The sequence below is a fragment of the Pseudoalteromonas sp. 68 DY56-GL68 genome (genome assembly GCF_041414825.1).
GTDB lineage: Bacteria > Pseudomonadota > Gammaproteobacteria > Enterobacterales > Alteromonadaceae > Pseudoalteromonas.
This window is the reverse complement of record NZ_JAOCZL010000021.1, coordinates 156,543-178,792: the sequence shown is the minus strand read 5'-3', so window position 1 is coordinate 178,792 and position 22,250 is coordinate 156,543. Positions and strand designations below refer to the sequence as shown.

21 protein-coding genes are annotated in these 22,250 nt (G+C 40.0%); 5 read left to right on the top strand and 16 right to left on the bottom strand.

The features are described 5' to 3' along the window. Positions 1 to 104: 104 nt before the first annotated feature. The 4 genes from NYF15_RS15210 to NYF15_RS15195 all read right to left on the bottom strand — a co-directional run bounded on the left by NYF15_RS15210 (position 105) and on the right by NYF15_RS15195 (position 3,857). Entirely contained in the window at positions 105 to 1,493 is a 1,389-nt protein-coding gene (locus NYF15_RS15210) for a M28 family peptidase (RefSeq protein ID WP_371353997.1), read from the bottom strand. 163 nt (positions 1,494 to 1,656) lie between these two features. Continuing rightward, on the bottom strand, positions 1,657 to 2,565 hold the full coding sequence (locus tag NYF15_RS15205) for a diguanylate cyclase domain-containing protein (RefSeq protein WP_130149956.1): 909 nt from the start codon (positions 2,563 to 2,565) through the stop codon (positions 1,657 to 1,659). Positions 2,566 to 2,626: 61 nt separating this feature from the next. After that, a complete protein-coding gene (locus tag NYF15_RS15200) occupies positions 2,627 to 3,022 on the bottom strand; it encodes a VanZ family protein (RefSeq protein WP_130149957.1) in 396 nt (131 codons plus the stop codon). 4 nt (positions 3,023 to 3,026) lie between these two features. Then, a complete protein-coding gene (locus tag NYF15_RS15195) occupies positions 3,027 to 3,857 on the bottom strand; it encodes an alpha/beta hydrolase (RefSeq protein ID WP_371353996.1) in 831 nt (276 codons plus the stop codon). Between the two features lie 153 nt (positions 3,858 to 4,010). Here NYF15_RS15195 and NYF15_RS15190 point away from each other — a divergent pair, with 153 nt between their 5' ends. The 3 genes from NYF15_RS15190 to NYF15_RS15180 all read left to right on the top strand — a co-directional run bounded on the left by NYF15_RS15190 (position 4,011) and on the right by NYF15_RS15180 (position 7,871). After that, positions 4,011 to 5,858 (top strand): ABC transporter ATP-binding protein, encoded by a 1,848-nt coding sequence (locus tag NYF15_RS15190; RefSeq protein ID WP_371353995.1) that lies wholly within the window; start codon positions 4,011 to 4,013, stop codon positions 5,856 to 5,858. Positions 5,859 to 6,043: 185 nt separating this feature from the next. Further along, positions 6,044 to 6,556, top strand: a complete 513-nt coding sequence (locus NYF15_RS15185) for an outer membrane beta-barrel protein (protein WP_130149960.1) — start codon at positions 6,044 to 6,046, stop codon at positions 6,554 to 6,556. A 22-nt stretch (positions 6,557 to 6,578) separates the two neighbouring features. Further along, a complete protein-coding gene (locus NYF15_RS15180; RefSeq protein WP_371353994.1) occupies positions 6,579 to 7,871 on the top strand; it encodes an Ig-like domain-containing protein in 1,293 nt (430 codons plus the stop codon). Positions 7,872 to 7,909: 38 nt separating this feature from the next. Here the strand turns inward: NYF15_RS15180 and NYF15_RS15175 are convergent, their stop codons facing one another. The 3 genes from NYF15_RS15175 to NYF15_RS15165 form a co-directional block, all read right to left on the bottom strand. After that, entirely contained in the window at positions 7,910 to 8,329 is a 420-nt protein-coding gene (locus NYF15_RS15175; protein ID WP_130149962.1) for an MAPEG family protein, read from the bottom strand. A gap of 631 nt (positions 8,330 to 8,960) precedes the next feature. After that, on the bottom strand, positions 8,961 to 9,701 hold the full coding sequence (locus NYF15_RS15170; protein ID WP_371353993.1) for an SDR family oxidoreductase: 741 nt from the start codon (positions 9,699 to 9,701) through the stop codon (positions 8,961 to 8,963). A gap of 32 nt (positions 9,702 to 9,733) precedes the next feature. After that, positions 9,734 to 10,201, bottom strand: a complete 468-nt coding sequence (locus NYF15_RS15165; RefSeq protein ID WP_371353992.1) for a MarR family winged helix-turn-helix transcriptional regulator — start codon at positions 10,199 to 10,201, stop codon at positions 9,734 to 9,736. Positions 10,202 to 10,425: 224 nt separating this feature from the next. On the opposite strand from NYF15_RS15165, the gene NYF15_RS15160 reads away from it, so the two are divergent. Then, on the top strand, positions 10,426 to 11,625 hold the full coding sequence (locus tag NYF15_RS15160; RefSeq protein ID WP_371353991.1) for an Nramp family divalent metal transporter: 1,200 nt from the start codon (positions 10,426 to 10,428) through the stop codon (positions 11,623 to 11,625). A gap of 139 nt (positions 11,626 to 11,764) precedes the next feature. Here NYF15_RS15160 and NYF15_RS15155 read toward each other — a convergent pair whose 3' ends face one another. From NYF15_RS15155 to lrp, 8 genes are all read right to left on the bottom strand, one after another. Next, entirely contained in the window at positions 11,765 to 12,145 is a 381-nt protein-coding gene (locus NYF15_RS15155) for a hypothetical protein (RefSeq protein WP_371353990.1), read from the bottom strand. After that, positions 12,133 to 12,576, bottom strand: a complete 444-nt coding sequence (locus tag NYF15_RS15150) for a hypothetical protein (protein ID WP_371353989.1) — start codon at positions 12,574 to 12,576, stop codon at positions 12,133 to 12,135. Before NYF15_RS15150 ends, NYF15_RS15155 begins: the two co-directional genes overlap by 13 nt. A 211-nt stretch (positions 12,577 to 12,787) precedes the next feature. After that, entirely contained in the window at positions 12,788 to 14,098 is a 1,311-nt protein-coding gene (serS, locus tag NYF15_RS15145; protein ID WP_130149966.1) for a serine--tRNA ligase, read from the bottom strand. Between the two features lie 8 nt (positions 14,099 to 14,106). Continuing rightward, a complete protein-coding gene (crcB, locus tag NYF15_RS15140; RefSeq protein ID WP_082389253.1) occupies positions 14,107 to 14,493 on the bottom strand; it encodes a fluoride efflux transporter CrcB in 387 nt (128 codons plus the stop codon). After that, complete coding sequence (locus tag NYF15_RS15135; RefSeq protein WP_371353988.1) at positions 14,486 to 15,823, bottom strand: replication-associated recombination protein A; 1,338 nt, start codon at positions 15,821 to 15,823, stop codon at positions 14,486 to 14,488. The genes crcB and NYF15_RS15135 overlap by 8 nt, the downstream gene beginning before the upstream one ends. A 3-nt stretch (positions 15,824 to 15,826) precedes the next feature. Further along, on the bottom strand, positions 15,827 to 16,453 hold the full coding sequence (lolA, locus tag NYF15_RS15130; protein ID WP_341802821.1) for an outer membrane lipoprotein chaperone LolA: 627 nt from the start codon (positions 16,451 to 16,453) through the stop codon (positions 15,827 to 15,829). Then, entirely contained in the window at positions 16,453 to 18,939 is a 2,487-nt protein-coding gene (locus tag NYF15_RS15125; protein ID WP_371353987.1) for a DNA translocase FtsK 4TM domain-containing protein, read from the bottom strand. Before NYF15_RS15125 ends, lolA begins: the two co-directional genes overlap by 1 nt. A gap of 144 nt (positions 18,940 to 19,083) precedes the next feature. Beyond that, the gene (gene lrp, locus NYF15_RS15120) at positions 19,084 to 19,563 is read right to left on the bottom strand and encodes a leucine-responsive transcriptional regulator Lrp (RefSeq protein ID WP_062569178.1); all 480 of its coding nucleotides are present in this window, start codon (positions 19,561 to 19,563) and stop codon (positions 19,084 to 19,086) included. A gap of 142 nt (positions 19,564 to 19,705) precedes the next feature. Between lrp and ald the strand changes: the two genes are divergently transcribed. Then, on the top strand, positions 19,706 to 20,827 hold the full coding sequence (gene ald / locus NYF15_RS15115; protein WP_130149970.1) for an alanine dehydrogenase: 1,122 nt from the start codon (positions 19,706 to 19,708) through the stop codon (positions 20,825 to 20,827). Between the two features lie 65 nt (positions 20,828 to 20,892). Here the strand turns inward: ald and pssA are convergent, their stop codons facing one another. Next, the gene (gene pssA, locus NYF15_RS15110) at positions 20,893 to 22,218 is read right to left on the bottom strand and encodes a CDP-diacylglycerol--serine O-phosphatidyltransferase (RefSeq protein ID WP_371353986.1); all 1,326 of its coding nucleotides are present in this window, start codon (positions 22,216 to 22,218) and stop codon (positions 20,893 to 20,895) included. Positions 22,219 to 22,250 lie beyond the last annotated feature (32 nt).

Genomic DNA, 22,250 nt, shown 5'->3' with positions numbered 1-22,250 from the left:
TTTAACGGTGCTAACAGAGGGTTAATTACAGAAAATAGCTTTGTCGAAATGCGAATTAGGATCAATCATAGCGCACATTGGAGTACGCTATGACACATAATAATTTACTTACTCGGCCACTCAAATGCGCCCACATCCCCAGGGAACACAACCGGCGATTCAATACCGTCTTTGTTCACTGATACGACACCAAAATAGTAATTATCGATCACGACATTTTTAAGGGTTGCTTCGGTTACCTTGCCAACGTCCCGGCTAAACTGCCACTGTGGTTCACTGGTATAACGCCAATAAATTTTATAGCTAACCACAGTTGGATCATCACTTTTATGCCAAGCTAGTGTTGTACTTGGCTTTACAGCACCTGAAATACTGACACCTGTCGGCGGGGCTGGTGCCCAGGCCATTGACGCCATAGTCACAGCATTTAATGAGGTTAATTTAGCCGCATAGGCAAAATCAACATGATCGATGGTGTCACCGTAAGTGATACCATTTTCAGTACGTAGGTCTTGATGCTGTTGATTGTAATTTTCATTGGTTTCCATAATGCGCACCGCTGCAAAGCCAACATCATTAAATGGACGATGATGCCCTCCTCGACCAAATCTATCGAGTCGATAGACCAACATGGTATCGAGATTTTCAATATATCTATCGGCAATTGTATCAATGTAGCGTGCAAGGTTACGACTTGCAGAGTCGACTTCACCACCGGTAAAACGGCGTTTATGAGCTTGCTCTTTTGTTTCTATAACGCGTGTACCTTCTGAGAAAATACGTGCTGTTGTGTTATCTGTAACGCCATTAATGCCGGTTGAATTACCAATCATGTCGTTATTTAAAACACCATGAACACGCCAGTTATGCTCTTGTGCATATTTAGCTAAAATTTTACCACCAAACAAGCCTTGTTCTTCACCAGATAGTGCTGCATAAACAATCGAGCCATTAAATTTATGCTTTGATAAAACACGCGCAGATTCAAGCACACCAGCCACACCGGATGCATTATCGTTAGCCCCTGGCGCATCTGATTTATAGTCCATTACATCAGAGACTCTCGAATCAATATCTCCGGACATCATTATCATGCGATTTTCATCAACTTGGCCGCGCTGAATAGCCACGATATTGACAACCTCTACTGGGTTTGGAATACGCTTTTCACCAGAAATAGTGTCTTTTACTTCGATAATTTCTAAGCAATTACCACAGGCTTTTGAAATAGCCTCGAACTCAGATTTTATCCAGCGCCTTGCCGCACCGATTCCGCGCGTATTTGATTTTGTTTCCGATAAGGTGTGACGAGTGCCAAAATCAACCAGCGTTTGAATGTCTTGCTCTATACGCGTTTTTGAAACTGCATTTGCAATATCATGCAAAGCTTGTTGATCTTTGTATTGAGGTGTCGTGGCATGCGCTGCCGCTGTTAATAATAGTGATGAGCTAAACAAAGCACCACTTGTGGTTATTATTTTACGCTTAAACATAGTTTCACTCCTTCAATGAATCATTCAAGGCTAACTAATATTTCATTTCACGCAATAGTTATGAGTTAGAAGACAGATTATTAGGTTAAAACAATTGGTAAACTAAATTTAGTATGAGGCCGATACTAAGATTTATCAGCCTAAATGGTCGTTTTTTCTAAAACTACTCTGGCTGTTTTACACTGGGGAGTTTTATTCCGCTGTGATAAAAAATGACTCGATTGCCACCTGAGTTTTTTGCATTATACATCGCCTTATCAGCACATTGGATTAAATACTCAGCATCACCATAATGCTCGGGGAATAAAACTGCACCAATACTTGGCGAGTAACTTAGAAACTCATTATTATATTCAAGAGGTTTACAAATCTCTTGACGTAATAAGTCAACGATTTCAACAACATCTTGCTTATTACTAATGCTGTTTAAAATAACAACAAACTCATCTCCCCCCAAACGCCCTACACTATCTTCTTTTTTAAGTTGGTGACGAAGACGTTTCGCAACTGTTTTTAATAGCTTGTCACCCGCTGCGTGACCATGAAAATCATTTACTTGCTTAAACCCATCTATGTCAATAAAGAGGACAGCGATAATTGTCGATATTGTATTAGCAACAGATAATGACTCTTCTAGCTCTGAAATCAAAAAGCTGCGATTAGGTAAATCTGTCAATGGATCATGACCTGCCATATAAATCAGTTTTTGTTCGAGATTCTTTTGCTCGGTAATATCATAAGCAATGGCCACCCTGACTTGTTTTTCTTCAGACCAATAAACTGACCATAAAACATGCACAATACGGCCATCTTTTCTAACCCACCTGTTTTCAAAACGTGGTTGCTGATTATTTATAACAATTTGATTAATAGCATTGATAGTTTTAGCTCTGTCTTCTGGGTAGACAAAATCTAACATATTTCTACCGATAGCTTCTTCAAGCGTGTAACCAAAGATAGTTTCAAAAGCAGGGTTAGTAAAAAGCAAGCAGCCCTTTGCGTCTACTACACAAACAGCATCTAATAAAAGCTCAATAATATCAGACAAGTATTCAGGCGTTTCTTTCTTCATAAGCGACTTTCAAGCTGACTATAAAATGAGTATAGCCTAAACCGAGCAAGTAACTGAGTAATTAAGTATTAGTTGGGTACAACTTTTTTGATAAAAAAGTTGATACGATACAGAAAAATACAATGCCGCTTAAATCCGCAAGTAAATCAACGAGATCAAAAGAACGCGTGGCAATAAAGTATTGACTGAACTCCTCCAAGAAGACAAAAGTAAATACAATTAAAGCAGCCCAATATATTTTAACCCCCCCAATAACACTGGCTTTGAACTTAAACGCTAAATTTATAAATAGTGTGAGCAATCCAAACAAGAAAAAATGTCCTAGCTTATCGCCATAAGGTATTGCAGCAACTAAATCAAAAAACACCGATTTTTGACCTGTATTAGCAAGATAAATGACCCAACCGATAAACCCAAAAAAACCAATTGCTAATAGAACAAGAAAACGTTGAAACATGTGGTTACGGTGCCATATGAGAAGTTAAAAACAAAAACTGATAGGGAATGACTTTATTCCAATAATGCCAATCATGAATCCCTGGACGTTCAATATAATCATGTCGAATACGCAGTTTTAACATCGCTTGATGCAAGGCTCGATTTTGCTGAATAAAAAAGTCATCAACACCAATATCGAGCATGATAGGAAGATTATCAGCGCTTTTTTTCCATGCTGTATTACCTGCTGCAATTTTATGAAGGTTATTAACTATCGCGATGCTATCCCACCTTGCTTGATTTTCTGCATAATTACCAAGCACCTTAGTAAGATCAAACTCTGCACTGAAAGGTCTTACATCAACCCCCGCAGACATCGCGGAAACGGCTGCAAACCGATGGGGATGATTAATCGCAATATGCAGCGCACCAAAGCCACCCATCGATAACCCTGTAATTGCTCGGCCAGTTTTAGACCGATTAGTCGAATAATTAGAATCGATATAGTTTACAACGTCTTCAACAATATATGTTTCATATTGCGATGTTTTGTCGACCTCAGAATCTAAATACCAAGAGCCGAAGTTACCATCAGGATTAACAACGATAACATTATATTGGTCAGCAAGTTGTTCAATATTAGTGAGCTTTGTCCAGTCAGTGTGATTACCACTAAAACCATGTAATACGTAAACAACATTGTAGGTTTTAGACTCTTCGTAGTGGTCAGGTAAAGTAATTGTCAGCGGTTTTTCTATCGCGGTCTTATTACCTTTAAAGGTGAAAGTGTCTGTTTGATAAGCACTTATAGGTAAGCTAATCATGAGTGCAAATAAGCTAAGCAGTTTTTTCATGGTGAGTTCCTTTTTCTTATTATAGTTCCATGGCAATTAAGATATGTAAACAATTGAATCATGATGTATTTTAATAGTTTTTTAGGTAAATCAACTGCTAAAAATTCTGCTCAGTGATATAGTTAGGCAATCTTACTTTGAAAAGTGTCGTGTATGTATCGTTTATTTGAACGGATGATAAATCCATTTCCAAAAGAGCAGCCTTCCCAGCCACCCAATACGTTATTTGCATTTTGCCGCCATTATACTCGAGGCATGGAGTTATCACTGATACTGATGTCTCTAAGTGCTGCAGCTTTGGCTATTTTAGAGGTGTCGCTCTTTAGCTACATGGGGCAACTAGTTGACTGGTTAGGCCAATACACTCCAGAGACATTGTTTGACCAACAAAAGTCAGAGTTAATAAAAATGGCTGTCATATTATTGGTTGTTTTGCCAATCGTCGTTTTTTTTCACTCTGCAATTTTACACCAGGCCTTGCTTGGTAATTACCCTATGTCGATCCGTTGGTTAGCACACCGTTATTTGCTGCGACAAAGTATCGGTTTTTACCAAAATGAGTTTGCCGGACGAATAGCAACGAAAGTGATGCAAACATCACTGGCAGTGCGTGAATCTGTCATGAAGCTACTCGATGTGTTGATGTACATTGTTGTTTACTTTGGCGCTATGGTGTTTCTAGTTGCAGACTCAGATTGGCGCCTAATGATCCCGTTATTAGTGTGGTTACTCTTTTATGCCGCTATACAAATGTACTTTGTACCACGATTAAAAAAGATCGCGAGTTCACAAGCTGATGCTCGTTCGGAAATGACCGGTCGAGTGGTAGATAGCTATACGAATATCTCCACCATCAAATTGTTCTCATACACACAACGCGAAGAACAATATGCCAAGGATAGTATGGATGTATTTTTACAGCCTGTTTATCAACAAATGCGCTTAGTAACGAGCCTAAACTTTTCAATCAATACACTAAACTACCTTCTTGTATTTAGTATTGCTGCTTTGTCGCTGTACCTATGGTCGATTAGTGCAATATCAGTGGGGGCAATTGCTATTGCTGTGAGCTTAGCACTTCGCTTAAATGGCATGGCTCAATGGATTATGTGGGAGATCAGTAGCTTATTTGAGAATATTGGTACAGTAGCTGATGGCATGAAAACCCTATCAACACCTATTGATGTCGATGATAAACCAAACGCAGAAACATTAGCTGTAACGCAAGGTGAGATTACGTTTGATTCAGTACAGTTTAACTATGGAAAAGCGGCGAATGAAACCAACAGAGGCCCAGTTATCGATGGATTAAACCTTACTATCAAGCCTGGCGAGAAAATAGGTTTAGTTGGCCGCTCTGGTGCGGGGAAATCCACACTCGTCAATCTGTTACTACGCTTTTATGATGTTGATTCAGGCTCAATTAGTATTGATGGCAAAAACATCGCCAACGTAAGTCAGGAAAGCTTACGCAAACATATTGCGATGGTCACACAAGATACGTCCTTATTACATCGTTCAGTCAAAGATAATATCCTCTATGGACGACCTGATGCCTCTGAGCAAGAAATGCTAGCAGCAGCAAAACAAGCAAAAGCAATTGAGTTTATTGAAGACTTAGAAGACAGCAAAGGCAATAAAGGTTTTGCTGCACAAGTGGGTGAACGCGGTGTTAAGCTTTCTGGTGGACAGCGTCAACGTATCGCTATAGCCCGTGTGTTATTAAAAGATGCCCCTATTCTTATTTTAGATGAGGCAACCAGTGCTTTAGACTCAGAGGTAGAAGCTGCTATACAAACAAGCCTAGATGACTTAATGACTGGCAAAACGGTTATTGCCATAGCCCACCGTTTATCAACAATTGCACAAATGGATAGACTTATTGTGCTTGATGAAGGCGGCGTAGTTGAACAAGGCTCTCATGAGGAACTAATCCAAAAAGGGGGGATTTACGCTGCACTTTGGTCACATCAAACCGGTGGTTTTATTGGTGTAGAGTAGCTCTATCAGCGTTTTTTATATGAACATCTAAATTTTTTCGCTCCGCAGCCAAAGTTTAGATGTTCGTTATACCAATTCGCTTAATCATACATCAACGATGTCTACATATATAAAGTAAAGCTCGCTTGCTTGAGTCACTACAAAGCGTTACCATTGCGCCTAAAATAAACACAAAATAATGGATTATGAAACATTTATTCTCGCTTTTAATTCTCACAGCCTCTTTCTCTTCGCAGGCTGACACGCCCTACTTCGGTGTTGATTACATGCTCAGTGATATTGAGATCAGCAGCGAAAGTGCCAAACCAACAGCCACTTTTTTAAGAGCTGGGGTAAGTAACAAAAATATGGCATTTGAAGCTCAATACCTCGTTTCAAGTAATGATGATGATATCTACAATATAAATTTCGATATTGATAAAAGTGTTGGTCTTTATTTTGTAATGCAATCAAATATCGTCAATGGTTTTGGCCTAGATGTTTCATTGGGCTATGCGAAAACTCAAATGAAAGTAACTTCAACTTCCCAAGAGCTTCCTACCGACTATGACTACGATGGTTTTGCATGGGGCGTCGCAATACATCAAGAAGTGCCTTACATTAAAAATACACATGTAAGACTTGCTTACCAGTCTTTGTTTGAAGGCGATGATGTTGACATCAGTGGTGTAACGCTAGGTTTCACCTATCAATTTTAAGTAGTCAGTCAAAAGGAATTCCATGAAAAAAATATCGAACATTACAAAGCTGTCAACTGTTGCTCTTATTGTCACTTCAATTCTAGGTTGCGGCTCAGAGACTGACTCATCAAAACTAGCAAAAGAAGTTGAGCTAGAAAAGCTTCGCGAAAATGGCACTATTATTGAGACCGTCAGCATTGAAAATAGTCAGGTTCGACTCAAAGCGGGTGAAACGCATCAATTAATTGCAACCGGTATTGATAGCAACGGCGATTCGAGAGATATTACTGACGAGTTAACTTGGCAAACAAGTGATGAAAGCATCGCGAAAATAAGTAGTAGCGGGCTCCTAACAGCTCTAAAAAATGCTGACTCTAGCCAGGGGCTGTTAACCATAACGGCAACCACTATTAACGATATTTTTGATGAAGAGGAAATTTCTATCAGTGATGTGGCAGCCTCGTCAATTTCGTTAAAACAAATAGCGCCAGCATCAGGGAGCATTAACACCTGTATGCCTGCTAGAATATCGGCTGATATTACCTATGCTGATGGGTATATCGCCCAAAATAGTATTAGAGGTGTTAATTTTAGTATTGATGAAGACTCCACAGCTAAAATAAATAACCAAGGCATCATTTATACCTCTGCTGCAGACATAGAAAACACAACTGTTACTGGAACAATCAATAATGTTTCAGGAGAGTTGGTTGTTACTGCAGATCCTGTCAATTTAGAAAGTTTAAATCTAATTGTTGCGGAAGAAACAGTGGATGAGATCACACTGAATGTTGGCGAACAAATCCAACTCGCTGCGCAAGCAACTTATGATGAAAGTGTTTCTGAGCAAGCTGTTAATATCAACCCGAGTGTCAATTGGTCTGTGATCAATGCAGGCTTAGTTGGGCTTTCAGAAAATATCAGTACTGATGAGGATGACAATGCAACTATTTTAGCTTTAAAACCAGGCGTAACACAGTTAATTGGTTCGTGTGGTCCAAAACAAAAAATAGCGACATTGGTGATAGAAGGTAATGACGATCTCAATTCTATTCAGATAAACGAAGGCAATAGCGAATATACAATCTCATCATCAGAGACATTAGATTTGCAATTAACAGCAAATTACAATTCAAGCCCTCAATCTTTAAATGTCACTGAGTTTGCTACTTGGAGCACGAATGATAGCAACTTAATAACAGCCAAACTAATCAACCCTGGTACTCAGCAGGCGGCTTTTAGAGTAACGAGTAAGGCTAATAATTTAGGTACCGCAGTTATCACTGTGACATATGACTCGCAGGTAAGCAGTACCCTCATTAACATCGAGTGACCATAAATAGGGCTCTTTTACTAAAGAGCCCTTCTCTATTAATACAGTAGACGTATTCCTACCAGTACTAGCATTGTAATATTAGATACCAAGCCAATTAAGAAGAAATAGCTGCGTGGGCTTGGGTTTTTCTCAGTGGCTATCGAGTAATAAAGCATCATATGTACTGCTCTTGCTACCACATACAACCACACGCACACGGCAAAGACGCCACTAGTGAGGTTCAGTGTAAAAGCGAGCAGCAAAGTCCCTATAAATAAGGGGCTATTTTCCAATGTATTCATAAAAGTGCGATGGGCACGAAATGTGAAACTCTCATGGCTCAATTCAGGTTCAAGCTTGCCAGGGATTGCCCCCGCTCGTTTTGCCTTTGAAACAGTTGCCACCAACCATTGAATCAGCAGCATTATGAGGTATGCGTAGAACGCAAAATATACAGTTAACGATAATTCGGTCATTTATTGCTCCTTCAAAGTAGTCTAAACAATGGAAGCAAAAAACAAACCAAAATAACTCATTGAATAATATCCCTTTTTAATAAATAAAATATATTTCAATCTACAATTTACTTGGTTATGTATAAACTTTTCATACTCGTTAAATAACCTTTTAGTGGTGATTGTTTATCCTTGATGCACTATTTGATTAATCAATATGCATCAAGTTGCTCAAATAATTATTGTTGATAGTCGTCACAATTATTGGTGGCAAGAAAAGTAAATACGTTTTTATCAGGTAGATGCTTGAATAGCGCATAGCTGTAACCATTTGATCCATCGTAGGAAATGGGCTTGTTACTGAGTATATCTTTCTCTAGCAATAAGATGAGTTGTGATCGGTAGTTTTGTGTTGTAAAAAACCCTTGCCAATACTCACTTTACAATTGAATCTATTTCAAAGTGAGTATTCTCAGCAAGTGTGATTTGCTGTTTCTATTTTGCAAAGCCGTATGACTCAAAAAATAACTTTTGCCCTTTGAGTCAAGAGTTCATATTTTAAATCAACTTATTGAACTTTCTGCCCGTGTCTGTGCAAGTAAACGGCACTTTATAGCGCCGTTTTTAGCATGATAAGAGCAGTTAACTAAATTTATTGAATATACGCACCGCCACATACCGGATTATAGGTTCCTGTTATATGGCTACTCTTTTCACTTGCCAAATAGCGAACAGTATTTGCGACATCTTCTGGCTGTGCAATTTTTTGCGTTGGGGTATGCTGTCTAATCATTTCTTTAAATTCTTCTGGTGCTTGTTTTGTCGCATCGGTTTCAACTAGTCCTGGAGCAACAATATTAGCAGTTATTCCATATGGGCCTAACTCTTGAGCTAAATATTTATTGAAACTATCTAACGCGCCTTTTGCGGTACCATGAGCAATAAAAGCTGGAGCTGGAGTTTCAGATAATGTGCTAGAAATAAAAATCAAACGACCGAATCGCTTTTCTTTCATTACTTTAGCTGCAAATTGAGCTGTATTGTACGCAGCAAACATTTCATCATTTAACTTTTGAGAAAACTCTTGCCAAGTCTGCTCAAGAAAAGGTTTGGAGGTGAAATTCATATTAGCATTTGAAACAAGTGTATCAACTCCTCCATATTGACCAACAAGATTAATCATTTCTTCAACTTGCTGTTGATCACGTACATCAGCCTTAACGGGAAAAGCTTCACCGCCTTTAGCGATAATTTCATCAGCTAGTTGCTTAGCAACTTCAGAACTATTTACATAGTTTATAAATACTCGATACCCTTCTTCAGCTAGTGCCTTAGCGCTAGCAGCACCAATACCTCTTGCACCACCTGTGATCAACGCATTTCTTTTTGACATAAGAACTCCTTAATAGTTTTTAAAGATTAATATTATAATTCAAGCAAAGAACGTAAATTAGTAACAACTTGCCCCAGTAATTCTTCTGACTCGCTGAGGTTTTCAGGGGAAATTTCCTTTTGTGAATCTTGTAAAACGCCATTTGCTATGTCCGAACACTGGACAACGATGTTAAGCGACTGCTCTGTTAGCTTTACTAGCTTTGTCCGATTATCACTGTGTGATTTAAATCGATGTACCCAGCCATTTTTCTCTAATACTTCAATTGAGCGACTCACACTCGACTTTTCAAGATACAGTATTTCGCATATTTGACTTTGAGATAATGAGCCAAACTGTTTTAAAATGAGGATTACCCCCCATTGTTCAGCGGTAATGTAGATACCAGCTTGCTTAAATCGAGAGGTTAATACGCGGTTAAATAATCGACTAGATAGCCCTGTAAGGTGGCCTAAAGAATGAGTTAACGATATTTCTGGTAGCTGTTTTTTACATTCCATAATTTAACAAGCTCAAATTAGTTGCATATACAACAAAATATAACAAACGAGATCCATTTACAATAAAAATTGCTAAATTAAATAAGGGTCATTATTAAATAAGCTTGATCTGTTTTTTTCTTTACCAAAGCCCTTATAGCCATTACCCTGATTGATTAAAATATTTGTGTGGTTTGGTTTCTTAACCTCTTCATACCAACGTACTAATTATAAATAGGTTTTTTATGCGTTTAGGACCAGGACTTCTTGTCACTGCCGCCTTTATCGGCCCAGGCACCATCACCACTGCAAGTGTAGCCGGTGCTAATTTTGGTTTTGCTTTGATATGGACGTTACTTTTCTCTGTTATTGCCACCATTCTACTTCAATCAATGGCTGCTCGCTTAGGTGTAGCAACTGGGCATGACTTAGCATCAGCTTTAAGAACAACGATTCAAACACCCGTTTTTAAAGCTTTAGCGGCTATTTTAGTGATCAGCGCCATAGGTATTGGTAGTGCAGCTTATGAAGCGGGTAATTTGACAGGTGCAAGTTTAGGTCTGCAAGAAATTGTTCCTTCTGTGAGCCCATTATTATGGACTCCACTGATAGCAATTCTAAGTGCTGTACTTTTATATACAGGTAAACATAAGGTAATAGAAGGCGCATTAATTATTCTCGTTGTACTAATGAGTATAGTGTTTATATCAACTTTAGTAATGGCTGCACCGTCTTTAACGGCGATTTTAATAGGCTTCATTCCAAGCCTACCTGACGAATCAATCACAACTGTGCTGGCATTAATTGGCACGACAATTGTGCCCTATAATTTATTTTTGCACTCAGGTGTCCTTGCAGAAAAGCATGATAAAAATAAAGACATGCAAAAATTAATAAAAGAAACAAACCTTGATACTGGTATATCGATCACGCTTGGCGGTGTGATCACCTTAGCAATTTTATCGACTGCTTCCGTGGCTTTTTATGGTACTGAAGCTGGCAAAATATCTGCAGCTAACATGGCCGTACAACTCGAACCTTTATTAGGTTCAATGGCTCACTACTTCTTCGCACTTGGTTTGTGCGCAGCAGGTCTAACAAGTGCTATAACCGCCCCTTTAGCAGGGGCTTATGCTGTGTGCGGTATGCTTGGCTGGTCAACACAAATGAGTAACACGCGTTTTAAACTTGTTGCAATTACTATTTTACTGTTTGGTGCATTTGTTGCTTCACTCGGTCTTGATCCTGTCGCTGTTATTATTTTTGCACAAGCAGCTAATGGCCTCCTGCTACCTATTGTAACGACGTATTTGGTATGGCTAGTCAATCAAAAAACTGTAATGGGAGATTACACTAACTCTATGCTAGTAAACCTAGTGACAATACCCGTACTTGTACTTATTTTTGGACTGAGTAGCATCAAGTTGTTTAGCTTGATTTTCTAAGGATTTATAGCCGCAGGTTTATAATCTGCGGTTTTAATTTGTCTTAATAAACACGATTCAGATTACACTGTATGGTTTTAGTAAACTTTGCAGCATTAGCTTGTGACATAGAAGTACACCTAAAGTTATAGAATACCTTCTAATTTCTTTCCTTATCACAAGCTTTTAGCAAATCATCTGGGGTTATTACAATTTGCCGTGTTGTATTTTCAACTTTCTTTCTTACCTCTTCTTTACTAAAAACCAAGTGACAACCACTACCATTACTTATTTCAATAGAAGACAGTTTTATATCCATTACCTTTGACTCACTTGATGACTGCTCATATTGCCATACGTTAACTTCATCTGATTTTAATGGCATGTCCATTATCTGAGTACCGTACTTGGTTTGAAACTTTACTTTAACCAAAAGCTCTTCAGAGGTAGAATTTTTAACACTCGCCCAATAAATACTTGAGCAAGAGCCCAAAGCAAAAATTATCAGTAACCAAAAAATTGATATTTTTAATCTTTCCATAAAATACTAGAACTCCAAATCAATCTTTTTATGTCAATTTCAACAGCTTTGCTACCTGATACACGCTCCTTCAAATTAGGTGTATTTTTAGTTTCATTATAATATTTCATCAGATCTATCTTTCCCTGTTTTGGATAACCAGGAGAAGACGACTTAACCTTTTGAAGAATTATATTAGTACTCCCTTTATGACCCCACGATAAGCTAATACCTCCTACATGCATAAGTATTGAATGACCAAACTCATGTGCTGAAACTAATTTAAACTCATCATCAATCAACTTCTCCGGGATGCCAGCTCTTATAGACCCTCTTTGATAAACAAAACTCGCATCAATACCTAAAATAGCGGGATTCATGGAACGACTATAACTTTCACTTTCTTCAATCTCTAAATCCACAGCAATAGCGTTGGAACTATTTTTATGCACAGGGTTAACTATTACGTTAAAGCGAACACCGGCAACTGTAATTGTGTTTGACCAATATTGCTTAATACCCGTCTACGAATATTTTTCTTCAAAAAAGCAATTAGACGACAGGTACTAATAAGCTTTAAAGCCAATTTATTTACTTTTATAAAAAAGCCGTTGCTCATAAAAACAACGGCTTTTTTATTTCTGAGGCTTTAAGCTAATAAGCTTAGGCTTTACCAATCACTTCTAAGCCACCCATGTATGGGCGTAACACTTCTGGTACAACAATTGAACCATCAGCTTGTTGATTATTCTCTAAGATAGCTACCAGTGTACGACCAACCGCTAAACCTGAACCATTTAGTGTATGAAGTAGCTCTGGCTTTTTCTCGCCTTGACGACGGAAACGCGCTTGCATACGACGCGCTTGGAAATCAACCATGTTTGAACATGATGAGATTTCACGATAGGTATTTTGTGCAGGTAACCATACTTCTAAATCGTAAGTTTTTGCTGCGCCAAAGCCCATATCACCCGTACATAAAATCACTTTACGGTAAGGAAGTTCTAATGCTTGTAAGATTTGCTCAGCGTGACCTGTAAGCTCTTCTAGCGCTTGCATTGAATCTTCAGGCTTTACTAGTTGTACTAACTCAACTTTGTCGAATTGGTGCTGACGAATAAGACCACGTGTATCACGGCCATAGCTACCTGCTTCACTACGGAAACAAGGCGTATGCGCTGTTAAACGAATTGGTAAGTCGCTTTCGTCGTAAATTTCGTCGCGAGCACTGTTCGTAAGCGGTACTTCAGCTGTAGGAATTAAGCTAAAACCAGGTTGTTGCTGACCGTCGTCATCCACTAAACCTAAGGTGTGGAATAAGTCACCAGCAAACTTAGGTAATTGGCTTGTACCGTATAAGCTTGCGCTATTAACAAGGTAAGGCACATACATTTCTGTATAGCCGTTTTTGTCTGTGTGGGTATCCAGCATGAACTGCGTAAGAGCACGGTGCATACGTGCAACTTGACCACGCATAACGGTAAAGCGTGCGCCACTAATTTTAACGCCCATTTCAAAATCTAGGCCATTTACATCTTGACCAACATCAACGTGATCTTTTACTTCAAAGTCGTATGACTTAGGCGTACCCCATGTAGAAATTTCAACGTTTTGGTCTTCGTCTTCACCTACTGGTACAGACTCATCAGGTAAGTTTGGAATAGCAAGCGCAATTTGTTTAAGCTCTTCAAGTACTGCGTCTTGCTCAGCTTTAACGCTGTCTAGTTGATCACCAAGGTTACTGACTGAATCAAGAAGCTGTTGTGCTTTTTCGTGCTCGCCTTTCGCTTTTGCTTGGCCGATAGCTTTGGAACTTGCGTTACGCTCACTTTGAAGTTCTTGCGTTTTTACTTGTAATGTTTTGCGTTTTTCTTCAAGTGCAGTTACCGCTGCAGTATCAAGTTCGTAACCGCGTGATGCTAAACGTGCAGCCGCTTGTTCGATATCTTGACGTAAATATTTAGAATCTAACATGTTAGTTTTTAACCTTTTTGCATTACCAGCTGAAGGCCCAGCCAAGCCATAAATATACACACCACCACGTTTAAGGTGATATTGAGGGCCATTTTAAAAAAGTGACCTTGTTGCAACAGCAACAACGAATCCATTGAGAATGTTGAAAAGGTGGTCAATGCACCTAAAAAGCCAATACCAATTAAGGTTTTAGCGGGGCTAACAGCGATTATTTCTTTTTCAATCAAGCCGTATAAAATGCCCATTAACAATGAACCAAGAATATTAACTGTCAACGTGCCAAAAGGGAATCCCCTACCGAGCAGTTTTAGCATGGTTTCGCTAAGAAAATAGCGTAAACACGCCCCAGAAGCACCACCCATTGCAATCATCATGTAAAGTTTCAAACTATTCATAACGTTTAATATCACTTTGCTCGTTGCGCTGAGTTAAATATTCCAGCTTTTGTTTAATTTTTTGTTCAAGGCCGCGATCAGTTGGAAAGTAATACTGGCGATCATTAATTGCCTCAGGGAAATATTTTTCACCAGCTGCAAAGGCACCTTCCTCATTGTGCGCATACCGATATTCAGCGCCATAACCCAAGTCTTTCATTAAGCTAGTTGGTGCATTGCGTAAATGCTCTGGCACCGGATGACTCGGCTCATTTTTAGCATCTTGCAGCGCTTGGTTAAACGCCATATACACAGCGTTACTTTTCGGCGCACTGGCTAAATAAATGGTGGCTTGTGCTATAGCGCGCTCACCTTCACTTGGGCCAACACGTTGAAAAATATCCCACGCATTGAGTGCGACTTCCATAGCTCGTGGGTCGGCATTGCCAATATCTTCTGTGGCAATCGCTAATAAGCGCCTTGCCACATAAAGCGGGTCTCCGCCACCAGCTAGAATACGGCAATACCAATATAAGGCACCATCAGGTGAACTTCCACGCACTGACTTATGAAACGCTGAAATCAAGTCGTAAAACTCATCACCGCCTTTGTCATACTTGGCTAAATGTGTTGGTAGCACTTGGCTTAAAACATGTTGATCAATAAGATATTTGCCCTGCTGCTCAGAGGTTAAATCAACCGCTTGCTCTAACAAGTTAAGCACTTTACGCGCATCGCCATCACTTGCTTGGCAAAGCGCTTGTTTAGCGTTTTCGGCAATTTCAATGTGTTTTTGGCTGAGCTCTACGTCTTCACGTAAGGCGCGCTCAATGACGGTAAATAAGTCAGTTTGCTCAAGTGCTTTTAATACATATACACGGGCACGAGACAGTATCGCGTTATTAAGTGCAAATGATGGGTTTTCAGTGGTCGCACCAACAAAAATAAAGGTACCGTCTTCGATATGTGGTAAAAATGCATCTTGCTGAGATTTATTGAAGCGATGTACTTCGTCTACAAATAGTAAGGTGCGTTGCCCTCGTCCTGCAAGATTTGCTTTCGCTTCGCTTACTGCCTCACGAATATCTTTTACACCCGCTGTGACTGCCGACATTTGAATAAGGCTGGCATCGGCATGGTTAGCAATAATCTGTGCTAACGTGGTTTTACCAACGCCAGGTGGTCCCCACAGAATAAGACTGTGGCAGCGACCTGCAAGAATCGCTTGGTAAAGAGGTTTATCGGGGCTTAAAAGGTGCTGCTGACCTATGTAGTCATTCAGTGTTTCGGGTCGCATGCGCGCCGCAAGTGGGCGCACATCAGGTCCAAAGTTAAATCCGAGGTTACTCAAGCCTTAATCACCTTGGCTTTGGTCGTCAACTTCAACGCCCTCAGGAATAGTAAATTCAAAGGTTTGAGTTGCTAGTGTTTCGTTTACCTTGGCATCCTTAAAGGTAAATAAAGATTGCTGGCCTGAAGTATCTAATACTGTCAGTGATGCTAGGCCTTGCTCTTTGGCATTAAAGCTAATGTCTAACTTTTCAACTTGGCTCTCAACGCCTTTGTTTGGCGTGACACTAAAGCCAGCATCGGTTGCCACAACTTGGTATTTAGCCCATTGCTCTGGATCTTTGGAGGTCAACAACACAAACGGTGTTGAATCAATCAGACTGTGGGTATTCATAATGGTAACTTGCTCAGCAAAGCTGTCGAAGTAATACGTTTTATCGCCATTTGATACAAACAAGGTATCGTCTGGGCTTTGTTGTTGCCAGCGGATCATCATAGGCTGCTGAAGGGCAATATTTCCCTCACCTTGCATAATAGCTTCACCTTGTGAATCGGTCACTTGCTGTGAAAACTCTGCTTTAAAACTTTTAATCGCAGCCAGTTGTTGTTGCAATGCTTCGCTGTCGTCTGCAAAACTTTGACCGCTTAATAAACAGCCCACAACTAAGGCTAGGTATTTAAATTTTTTCATTAATTTGCTCCACCATTTGGCACTAAGACTTCGCGGGCACCGTTGTGTCCTGGTGCGCTAACAATGCCTGATGTTTCCATTTGTTCAACTAAGCGTGCTGCGCGGTTATAACCTACGCGAAGCTTACGCTGTACACTCGATACCGACACTTTGCCAGTTTCAATTACAAATGATACTGCTTCATCGTAAAGCGGATCTGACTCTTCATCACCGTCTTCACTGGTTTCTCCTGGGAGTAAAATTTCCTCTGCGGCATCACCACTTAAAATTTCATCGATATAATTTGGTTTGCCACGTTTTTTCCAATCGTCTACAACCGCGTGAACTTCGTGGTCATCTACAAACGCACCGTGTACACGCACTGGTACACTGGTACCTGGCGGTAAGTAAAGCATGTCACCCATACCTAGTAAGTTTTCAGCGCCTTGCTGATCTAAAATAGTACGCGAGTCAATTTTACTTGATACTTGGAACGCCATACGGGTTGGAATATTCGCTTTAATTAAACCTGTAATAACGTCAACCGATGGGCGCTGTGTTGCTAGTACTAAATGAATACCTGCAGCACGGGCTTTTTGCGCGATACGTGCAATCAGCTCTTCCACTTTTTTACCCACGATCATCATCATGTCGGCAAATTCGTCAATTACCACCACAATACTCGGTAATTTATCTAGCTCTTCAGGGCCATCGGCCATGCCGTCGGTATCTTTAAAAAGAGGATCGAGTATTGGGTGACCCGCTTCTTTGGCATCACGTACCTTTTGGTTATAACCTTTTAAGTTACGCACCCCAAGTGCCGACATCAGCTTATAACGACGTTCCATTTCGCCTACACACCAACGCAATGCATTGGCTGCTTCTTTCATATCGGTAACAACTTCACATAATAAATGTGGGATGCCTTCGTACACAGAAAGTTCAAGCATTTTCGGGTCGATCATGATCATACGAACATCATCAGGGCCCGATTTGTACAGTAAGCTTAATATCATTACATTAACGCCCACTGACTTACCTGAACCTGTAGTACCCGCAACAAGTAAATGTGGCATTTTGCCAAGGTCAGCACAAACAGGCTCACCAGCAATGTCTTTACCTAGCACCATAGTCAGCGGCGATGGATTTGATTCAAACTTAGGTGCGTTAATAACTTCGCTTAGACGCACTATTTCACGATGTTTGTTTGGCAGCTCTAAACCAACATAGGTTTTACCCGGAATAACCTCTACAACACGCACACTGACAGCAGACAGTGAACGCGCTAAATCTTTAGCTAAGCCAGTGATTTTAGCCACTTTTATACCCGGCGCCAAATCAAGCTCAAAACGTGTAACAACAGGGCCTGGGTATACACCTACAACTGCTGCTTGAATATTGAAATCAAGGAGTTTGGTTTCAACTAAACGCGAAATACCGTCAAGCTCTTCTTGGGATAAAGGATTCTTCGCTTTATCTGGTCGGTCTAATAAATCAAGTGACGGTAAAGGATTAGCCGGTGGCTCTTCATCTAATAACGCTTCAAATTTTTCTTTCGCCGTTGGCGGTGGCTGATACGCAGGCTTTGGCTTGGGCATTGGGCGCGCAGGTGATACGACTGTCGTAGTCGGTTTTTCTGGTTCAGCATCTACTACAGGACTTTGGTCAAGTGCATTCAGTGCCGATACGGTGTCGAAGGATTCATCATCAAGTGCACTAAAACCTATTTCTTGATCCAAAATATCATCTAGCTCATCGAACCCCTCAAACTCGCTATCTGGCTTTTTAGTCTCGTTCGATGATTTTTGCTTAGCTTCATTCTCTTTATTAAAGCTGATTGACGGCTCGTTATCTGGCTCAACAAAGTTAGCATCCGACTCAGTCTCTGTTACAGGTTTGATAGCCTCTTTTTCTCGATGTAACCACGCAGATAATTGTTCACGCAAGAAATAGAAAGCTTGCATGACCCATTTACCCACAAAATCAACAAATTGAACCCACGACACACCGGTTAAAAGTGTTAACCCAGCAAAGAAGAAGCAGAGTAAAAGAATCGAAGTACCAGTAAAATTAAACGTTGGCATCATCGCTGAGGCAATGATATCCCCCACTACCCCACCAGATGAGAAGTTATAAATATCATCAAAATTTATACTACTAATTGCTGTCGCTGACGTTATAAATAAAGCGAACCCGATAACTCTTAACGACAATGTGGTGTAGTCAAGCTGGAAAATGCGATGTGGTTGTTTAAACAGTAAATAGCCGAACAATTGGATAGCGGCAGGCACTAGATAAGCTAACCAGCCAAATGTAAGCAGCAATATATCTGCTACCCAAGCACCCGCAGTACCTGTAATATTTTTTACATTGACGAACTCACCAGTTTGCGACCATGATGGATCGGCCGGATCAAAACTAATTAATGCACATAAAATAAATACTGCTGCAAAGGTACTAATAATTAGTCCTGTTTCTAGCAGTCTTTGAACACCATTTAGGCGCATAGCTCCCTATTCCTTATTATTCTTTACAACTGATCGGTTAGCAGTGAAATACCTTAGCAGGAAATGCCGTTTTATGCACTTTATCTTAACCATGATGGACTGATAATGAACAAGTTTTTATTACTCTACCTGCATTTTAACAGCTTAAGCAATATATGGGCGAATAATCACGCCTTGCTCACCTTTCACTTCTTCCATAACTACATAAGTACGACTTTCACTCACATTAGGGAGCTTTAACAAGATATCCCCTAAAACATTGCGATACTCTGACATATCGTTAACACGTGTTTTTAATAAAAAGTCAAAGTTACCTGACACTAAGTGGCACTCAATGATTTCATCGTGTTTTTTTACAGCAGCATTAAATTCTTCGAATACATCAGGTGAAGTTTTAGTAATAGTCACTTCAACATAAACAGACAAACCTTGCCCAAGCTTAGCAGGGTCAACTACAGCCTTGTAACCTACTATATAACCTTCCCTTTCGAGCTTTTTTACCCGCTCTAAACAAGGGGTGGCACTTAGCCCTACACGCCTTGCTAGTTCTACGTTAGAGATCCGACCATCAAGCTGCAATTCCATCAAAATTTTACGGTCAATTCTGTCGAGTAATTGATGCATAGTGCCAACCAGAGTTTTAAACTATTAAAAAATATATTTTAGATTATATCACTAGATAATACACAAAAAAAGGTGAGACACACTGCCTTGTCATGAATATAATAGTCGAAAATTTCATCCCGTTCTATTAAGGCGAAAAATTATGATTATTGGTGTACCTAAAGAAATTAAAAACCATGAATACCGTGTAGGTATGGTTCCTGCGAGTGTTCGTGAATTAGTAAACCATGGCCACCAAGTGTTTGTTGAAACTGATGCAGGTATGGGCATTGGCTTCACTAATGAAGACTATGTTATTGCAGGCGCTGAAATTCTTCCTACAGCAGCAGACGTTTTTGCTAAAGCTGACATGATCGTTAAAGTAAAAGAGCCACAAGCTGTTGAGCGTGCGATGTTACGTGAAGACCAAATTCTATTTACTTATCTTCACTTGGCACCAGATCTTCCACAAACTGAAGACCTAGTTAAAAGTGGTGCTGTGTGTATCGCTTACGAAACAGTAACTGATGCACGTGGTGGTTTACCACTTCTTGCTCCTATGAGTGAAGTTGCTGGCCGTATGTCTATTCAAGCGGGTGCACAAGCGTTAGAGAAATCTAACCACGGTCGTGGTATGTTACTTGGTGGTGTACCAGGTGTTGAGCCAGCTAAAGTTGTTGTTATCGGCGGTGGCATGGTTGGTCGTAGTGCAGCGCAGATGGCTGTTGGCCTAGGTGCTAACGTTGTCGTACTTGATCGTAATATCGATGTACTTCGTGCTCTAGACGCGCAATTTGGTAATAAAGTACAAGCTATCTACTCTACTGCTGACGCGTTAGAAAAACACGTACTAGAAGCTGACCTTGTAATCGGTGGCGTATTAATCCCAGGTGCAGCTGCGCCTAAACTTGTAACTGCTGAGCACATTAAAGCAATGAAACCTGGTTCTGCAATCGTTGACGTTGCAATCGACCAAGGTGGTTGTATCGCAACATCTAAAGCAACAACTCACGCAGATCCTACATACATCGTTGATGACGTTGTTCACTACTGTGTTGCTAACATGCCAGGTGCTGTTCCACGTACTTCTACGTTCGCACTAAACAACGCGACATTACCATTTATCATCAACCTTGCTAACAAAGGCTACAAGAAAGCGCTTCTTGACGATGCACACTTCTTAAAAGGCTTAAACGTGATCAAAGGCCAAGTTACTTATAAAGAAGTAGCTGAAGCATTCAACATGGAATATGTTGACCCACGTACAGCGGTTGAAAATGCTTAATTAGCATTTTGGCACAAAAAAAGCAGCGAATTCGCTGCTTTTTTTATATCTGTTTATTACTGAGATTAAATAAACCGTTTGATAATAAAGTCGACCTTTACACGCTTAGCTTGCCCAAGTAACTTTTTAACTGGCAAAGGATAATCGTCCATTGTTTCTAAGTCCTGCGGCCCTGTCAGTCGACGACAGTGAGTTAAAATGGCTTTTTTCTCTTGCTCAATTTGTGGCAAGATTCGTTGCTCAGGATCATCAATTAAAATACCATTCTCGATATCTAATCCCCACGCACGAGGGTTTAGATTATGACCACTCAATAAATGAGTACGATTATCTCTGCAAATTCCCTTCAAATGAAAAGAATTGCTTTCATGCTTCCACAGATAGACATTTAAGTTGCCATTGACAATATGACGCTTTTGAGATTTTAAAAACTTATATAAAATCGTTTCATATAAATACGGTAATGCCCCAATTTTACTAAATGGCTCACTGGGTGGAAGATAAAAATCATTTGCCGTTTTATCGCCTACCACAATAGTCACTTGTTTACCTTGTTTTAATAATCGACGTAGCGATCGCAGTAACGGCGCAGGAAAATTAAAATAAGGTGTGTACAGAACTAACTCTTGCTCTGTCGTATCAAACAAAGACTTAATTAAGCGGTTTAGCTTATTACTACGGCGACCGAGGCCCAAAAATAGCCGAACCCCCAGTTGTGCAGAACTTGCTTCACTGGCACTGTTATAGCTGGCAGATTTAAGCTCTCTCATTAGCTGCTTTTGCGCAACTTTTATATCATTAAATTTTGTTAAGGGACGGCAGTCGAGACGCGGGACAGCTTCAGAACTAAGTAGGTACGTATGTATAAAATCAATAACCGAATTACATAAGCCTGCTTGATTAACAAGAAAATAACGGTCAAGGCGATATTTATCATCTTGTTGTAAGTACACGTTATTTAGGCTTGCTCCGCTGTAAAGCAAGGTGTCATCAATAACAAAACCCTTTAAATGTAGTACGCCAAATAGTTCTTTTGCCTTAACTGGCACACCATAAACTTGCACATTAGATTGAAACTTTTCGAGAAAGTCGCAATACATGCTGGCGTTACCCTCTGATTTTGCAGCACCAATTAAACCTCGTTGCGCGCGATGAAAATCTACCAACACCTTTATATCTAATTCGGGATTAGCCAAAGATGCTTCATGTAAAGCGCTTAGTATTTCACGTCCTGCTTCATCATCTTGCAAGTACAACGCAGTAATATAAATTCTTTTTGTCGCTGTGCGAATTAGTCGTAATAACTCACTGCGATATTCTTTTGCATTGGTTAAGACTTTTATATCTTCTGTAGTCAGCCCAAATGCGGGCTTTTCCTGCCAAAATACCATAGTTGCCTGTTCGGTTGTTTAGCTCTTGTGTG

Excerpts from the sequence above, each read along its gene's own strand:
- NYF15_RS15210 (WP_371353997.1), bottom strand. The coding sequence starts at position 1,493 with ATGTTTAAGCGTAAAATAATAACCACAAGTGGTGCTTTGTTTAGCTCA.
- NYF15_RS15205 (WP_130149956.1), bottom strand. The coding sequence starts at position 2,565 with ATGAAGAAAGAAACGCCTGAATACTTGTCTGATATTATTGAGCTTTTA.
- NYF15_RS15200 (WP_130149957.1), bottom strand. The coding sequence starts at position 3,022 with ATGTTTCAACGTTTTCTTGTTCTATTAGCAATTGGTTTTTTTGGGTTT.
- NYF15_RS15195 (WP_371353996.1), bottom strand. The coding sequence starts at position 3,857 with ATGAAAAAACTGCTTAGCTTATTTGCACTCATGATTAGCTTACCTATA.
- NYF15_RS15190 (WP_371353995.1), top strand. The coding sequence starts at position 4,011 with ATGTATCGTTTATTTGAACGGATGATAAATCCATTTCCAAAAGAGCAG.
- NYF15_RS15185 (WP_130149960.1), top strand. The coding sequence starts at position 6,044 with ATGAAACATTTATTCTCGCTTTTAATTCTCACAGCCTCTTTCTCTTCG.
- NYF15_RS15180 (WP_371353994.1), top strand. The coding sequence starts at position 6,579 with ATGAAAAAAATATCGAACATTACAAAGCTGTCAACTGTTGCTCTTATT.
- NYF15_RS15175 (WP_130149962.1), bottom strand. The coding sequence starts at position 8,329 with ATGACCGAATTATCGTTAACTGTATATTTTGCGTTCTACGCATACCTC.
- NYF15_RS15170 (WP_371353993.1), bottom strand. The coding sequence starts at position 9,701 with ATGTCAAAAAGAAATGCGTTGATCACAGGTGGTGCAAGAGGTATTGGT.
- NYF15_RS15165 (WP_371353992.1), bottom strand. The coding sequence starts at position 10,201 with ATGGAATGTAAAAAACAGCTACCAGAAATATCGTTAACTCATTCTTTA.
- NYF15_RS15160 (WP_371353991.1), top strand. The coding sequence starts at position 10,426 with ATGCGTTTAGGACCAGGACTTCTTGTCACTGCCGCCTTTATCGGCCCA.
- NYF15_RS15155 (WP_371353990.1), bottom strand. The coding sequence starts at position 12,145 with ATGGAAAGATTAAAAATATCAATTTTTTGGTTACTGATAATTTTTGCT.
- serS (WP_130149966.1), bottom strand. The coding sequence starts at position 14,098 with ATGTTAGATTCTAAATATTTACGTCAAGATATCGAACAAGCGGCTGCA.
- crcB (WP_082389253.1), bottom strand. The coding sequence starts at position 14,493 with ATGAATAGTTTGAAACTTTACATGATGATTGCAATGGGTGGTGCTTCT.
- lolA (WP_341802821.1), bottom strand. The coding sequence starts at position 16,453 with ATGAAAAAATTTAAATACCTAGCCTTAGTTGTGGGCTGTTTATTAAGC.
- NYF15_RS15125 (WP_371353987.1), bottom strand. The coding sequence starts at position 18,939 with ATGCGCCTAAATGGTGTTCAAAGACTGCTAGAAACAGGACTAATTATT.
- lrp (WP_062569178.1), bottom strand. The coding sequence starts at position 19,563 with ATGCATCAATTACTCGACAGAATTGACCGTAAAATTTTGATGGAATTG.
- ald (WP_130149970.1), top strand. The coding sequence starts at position 19,706 with ATGATTATTGGTGTACCTAAAGAAATTAAAAACCATGAATACCGTGTA.
- pssA (WP_371353986.1), bottom strand. The coding sequence starts at position 22,218 with ATGGTATTTTGGCAGGAAAAGCCCGCATTTGGGCTGACTACAGAAGAT.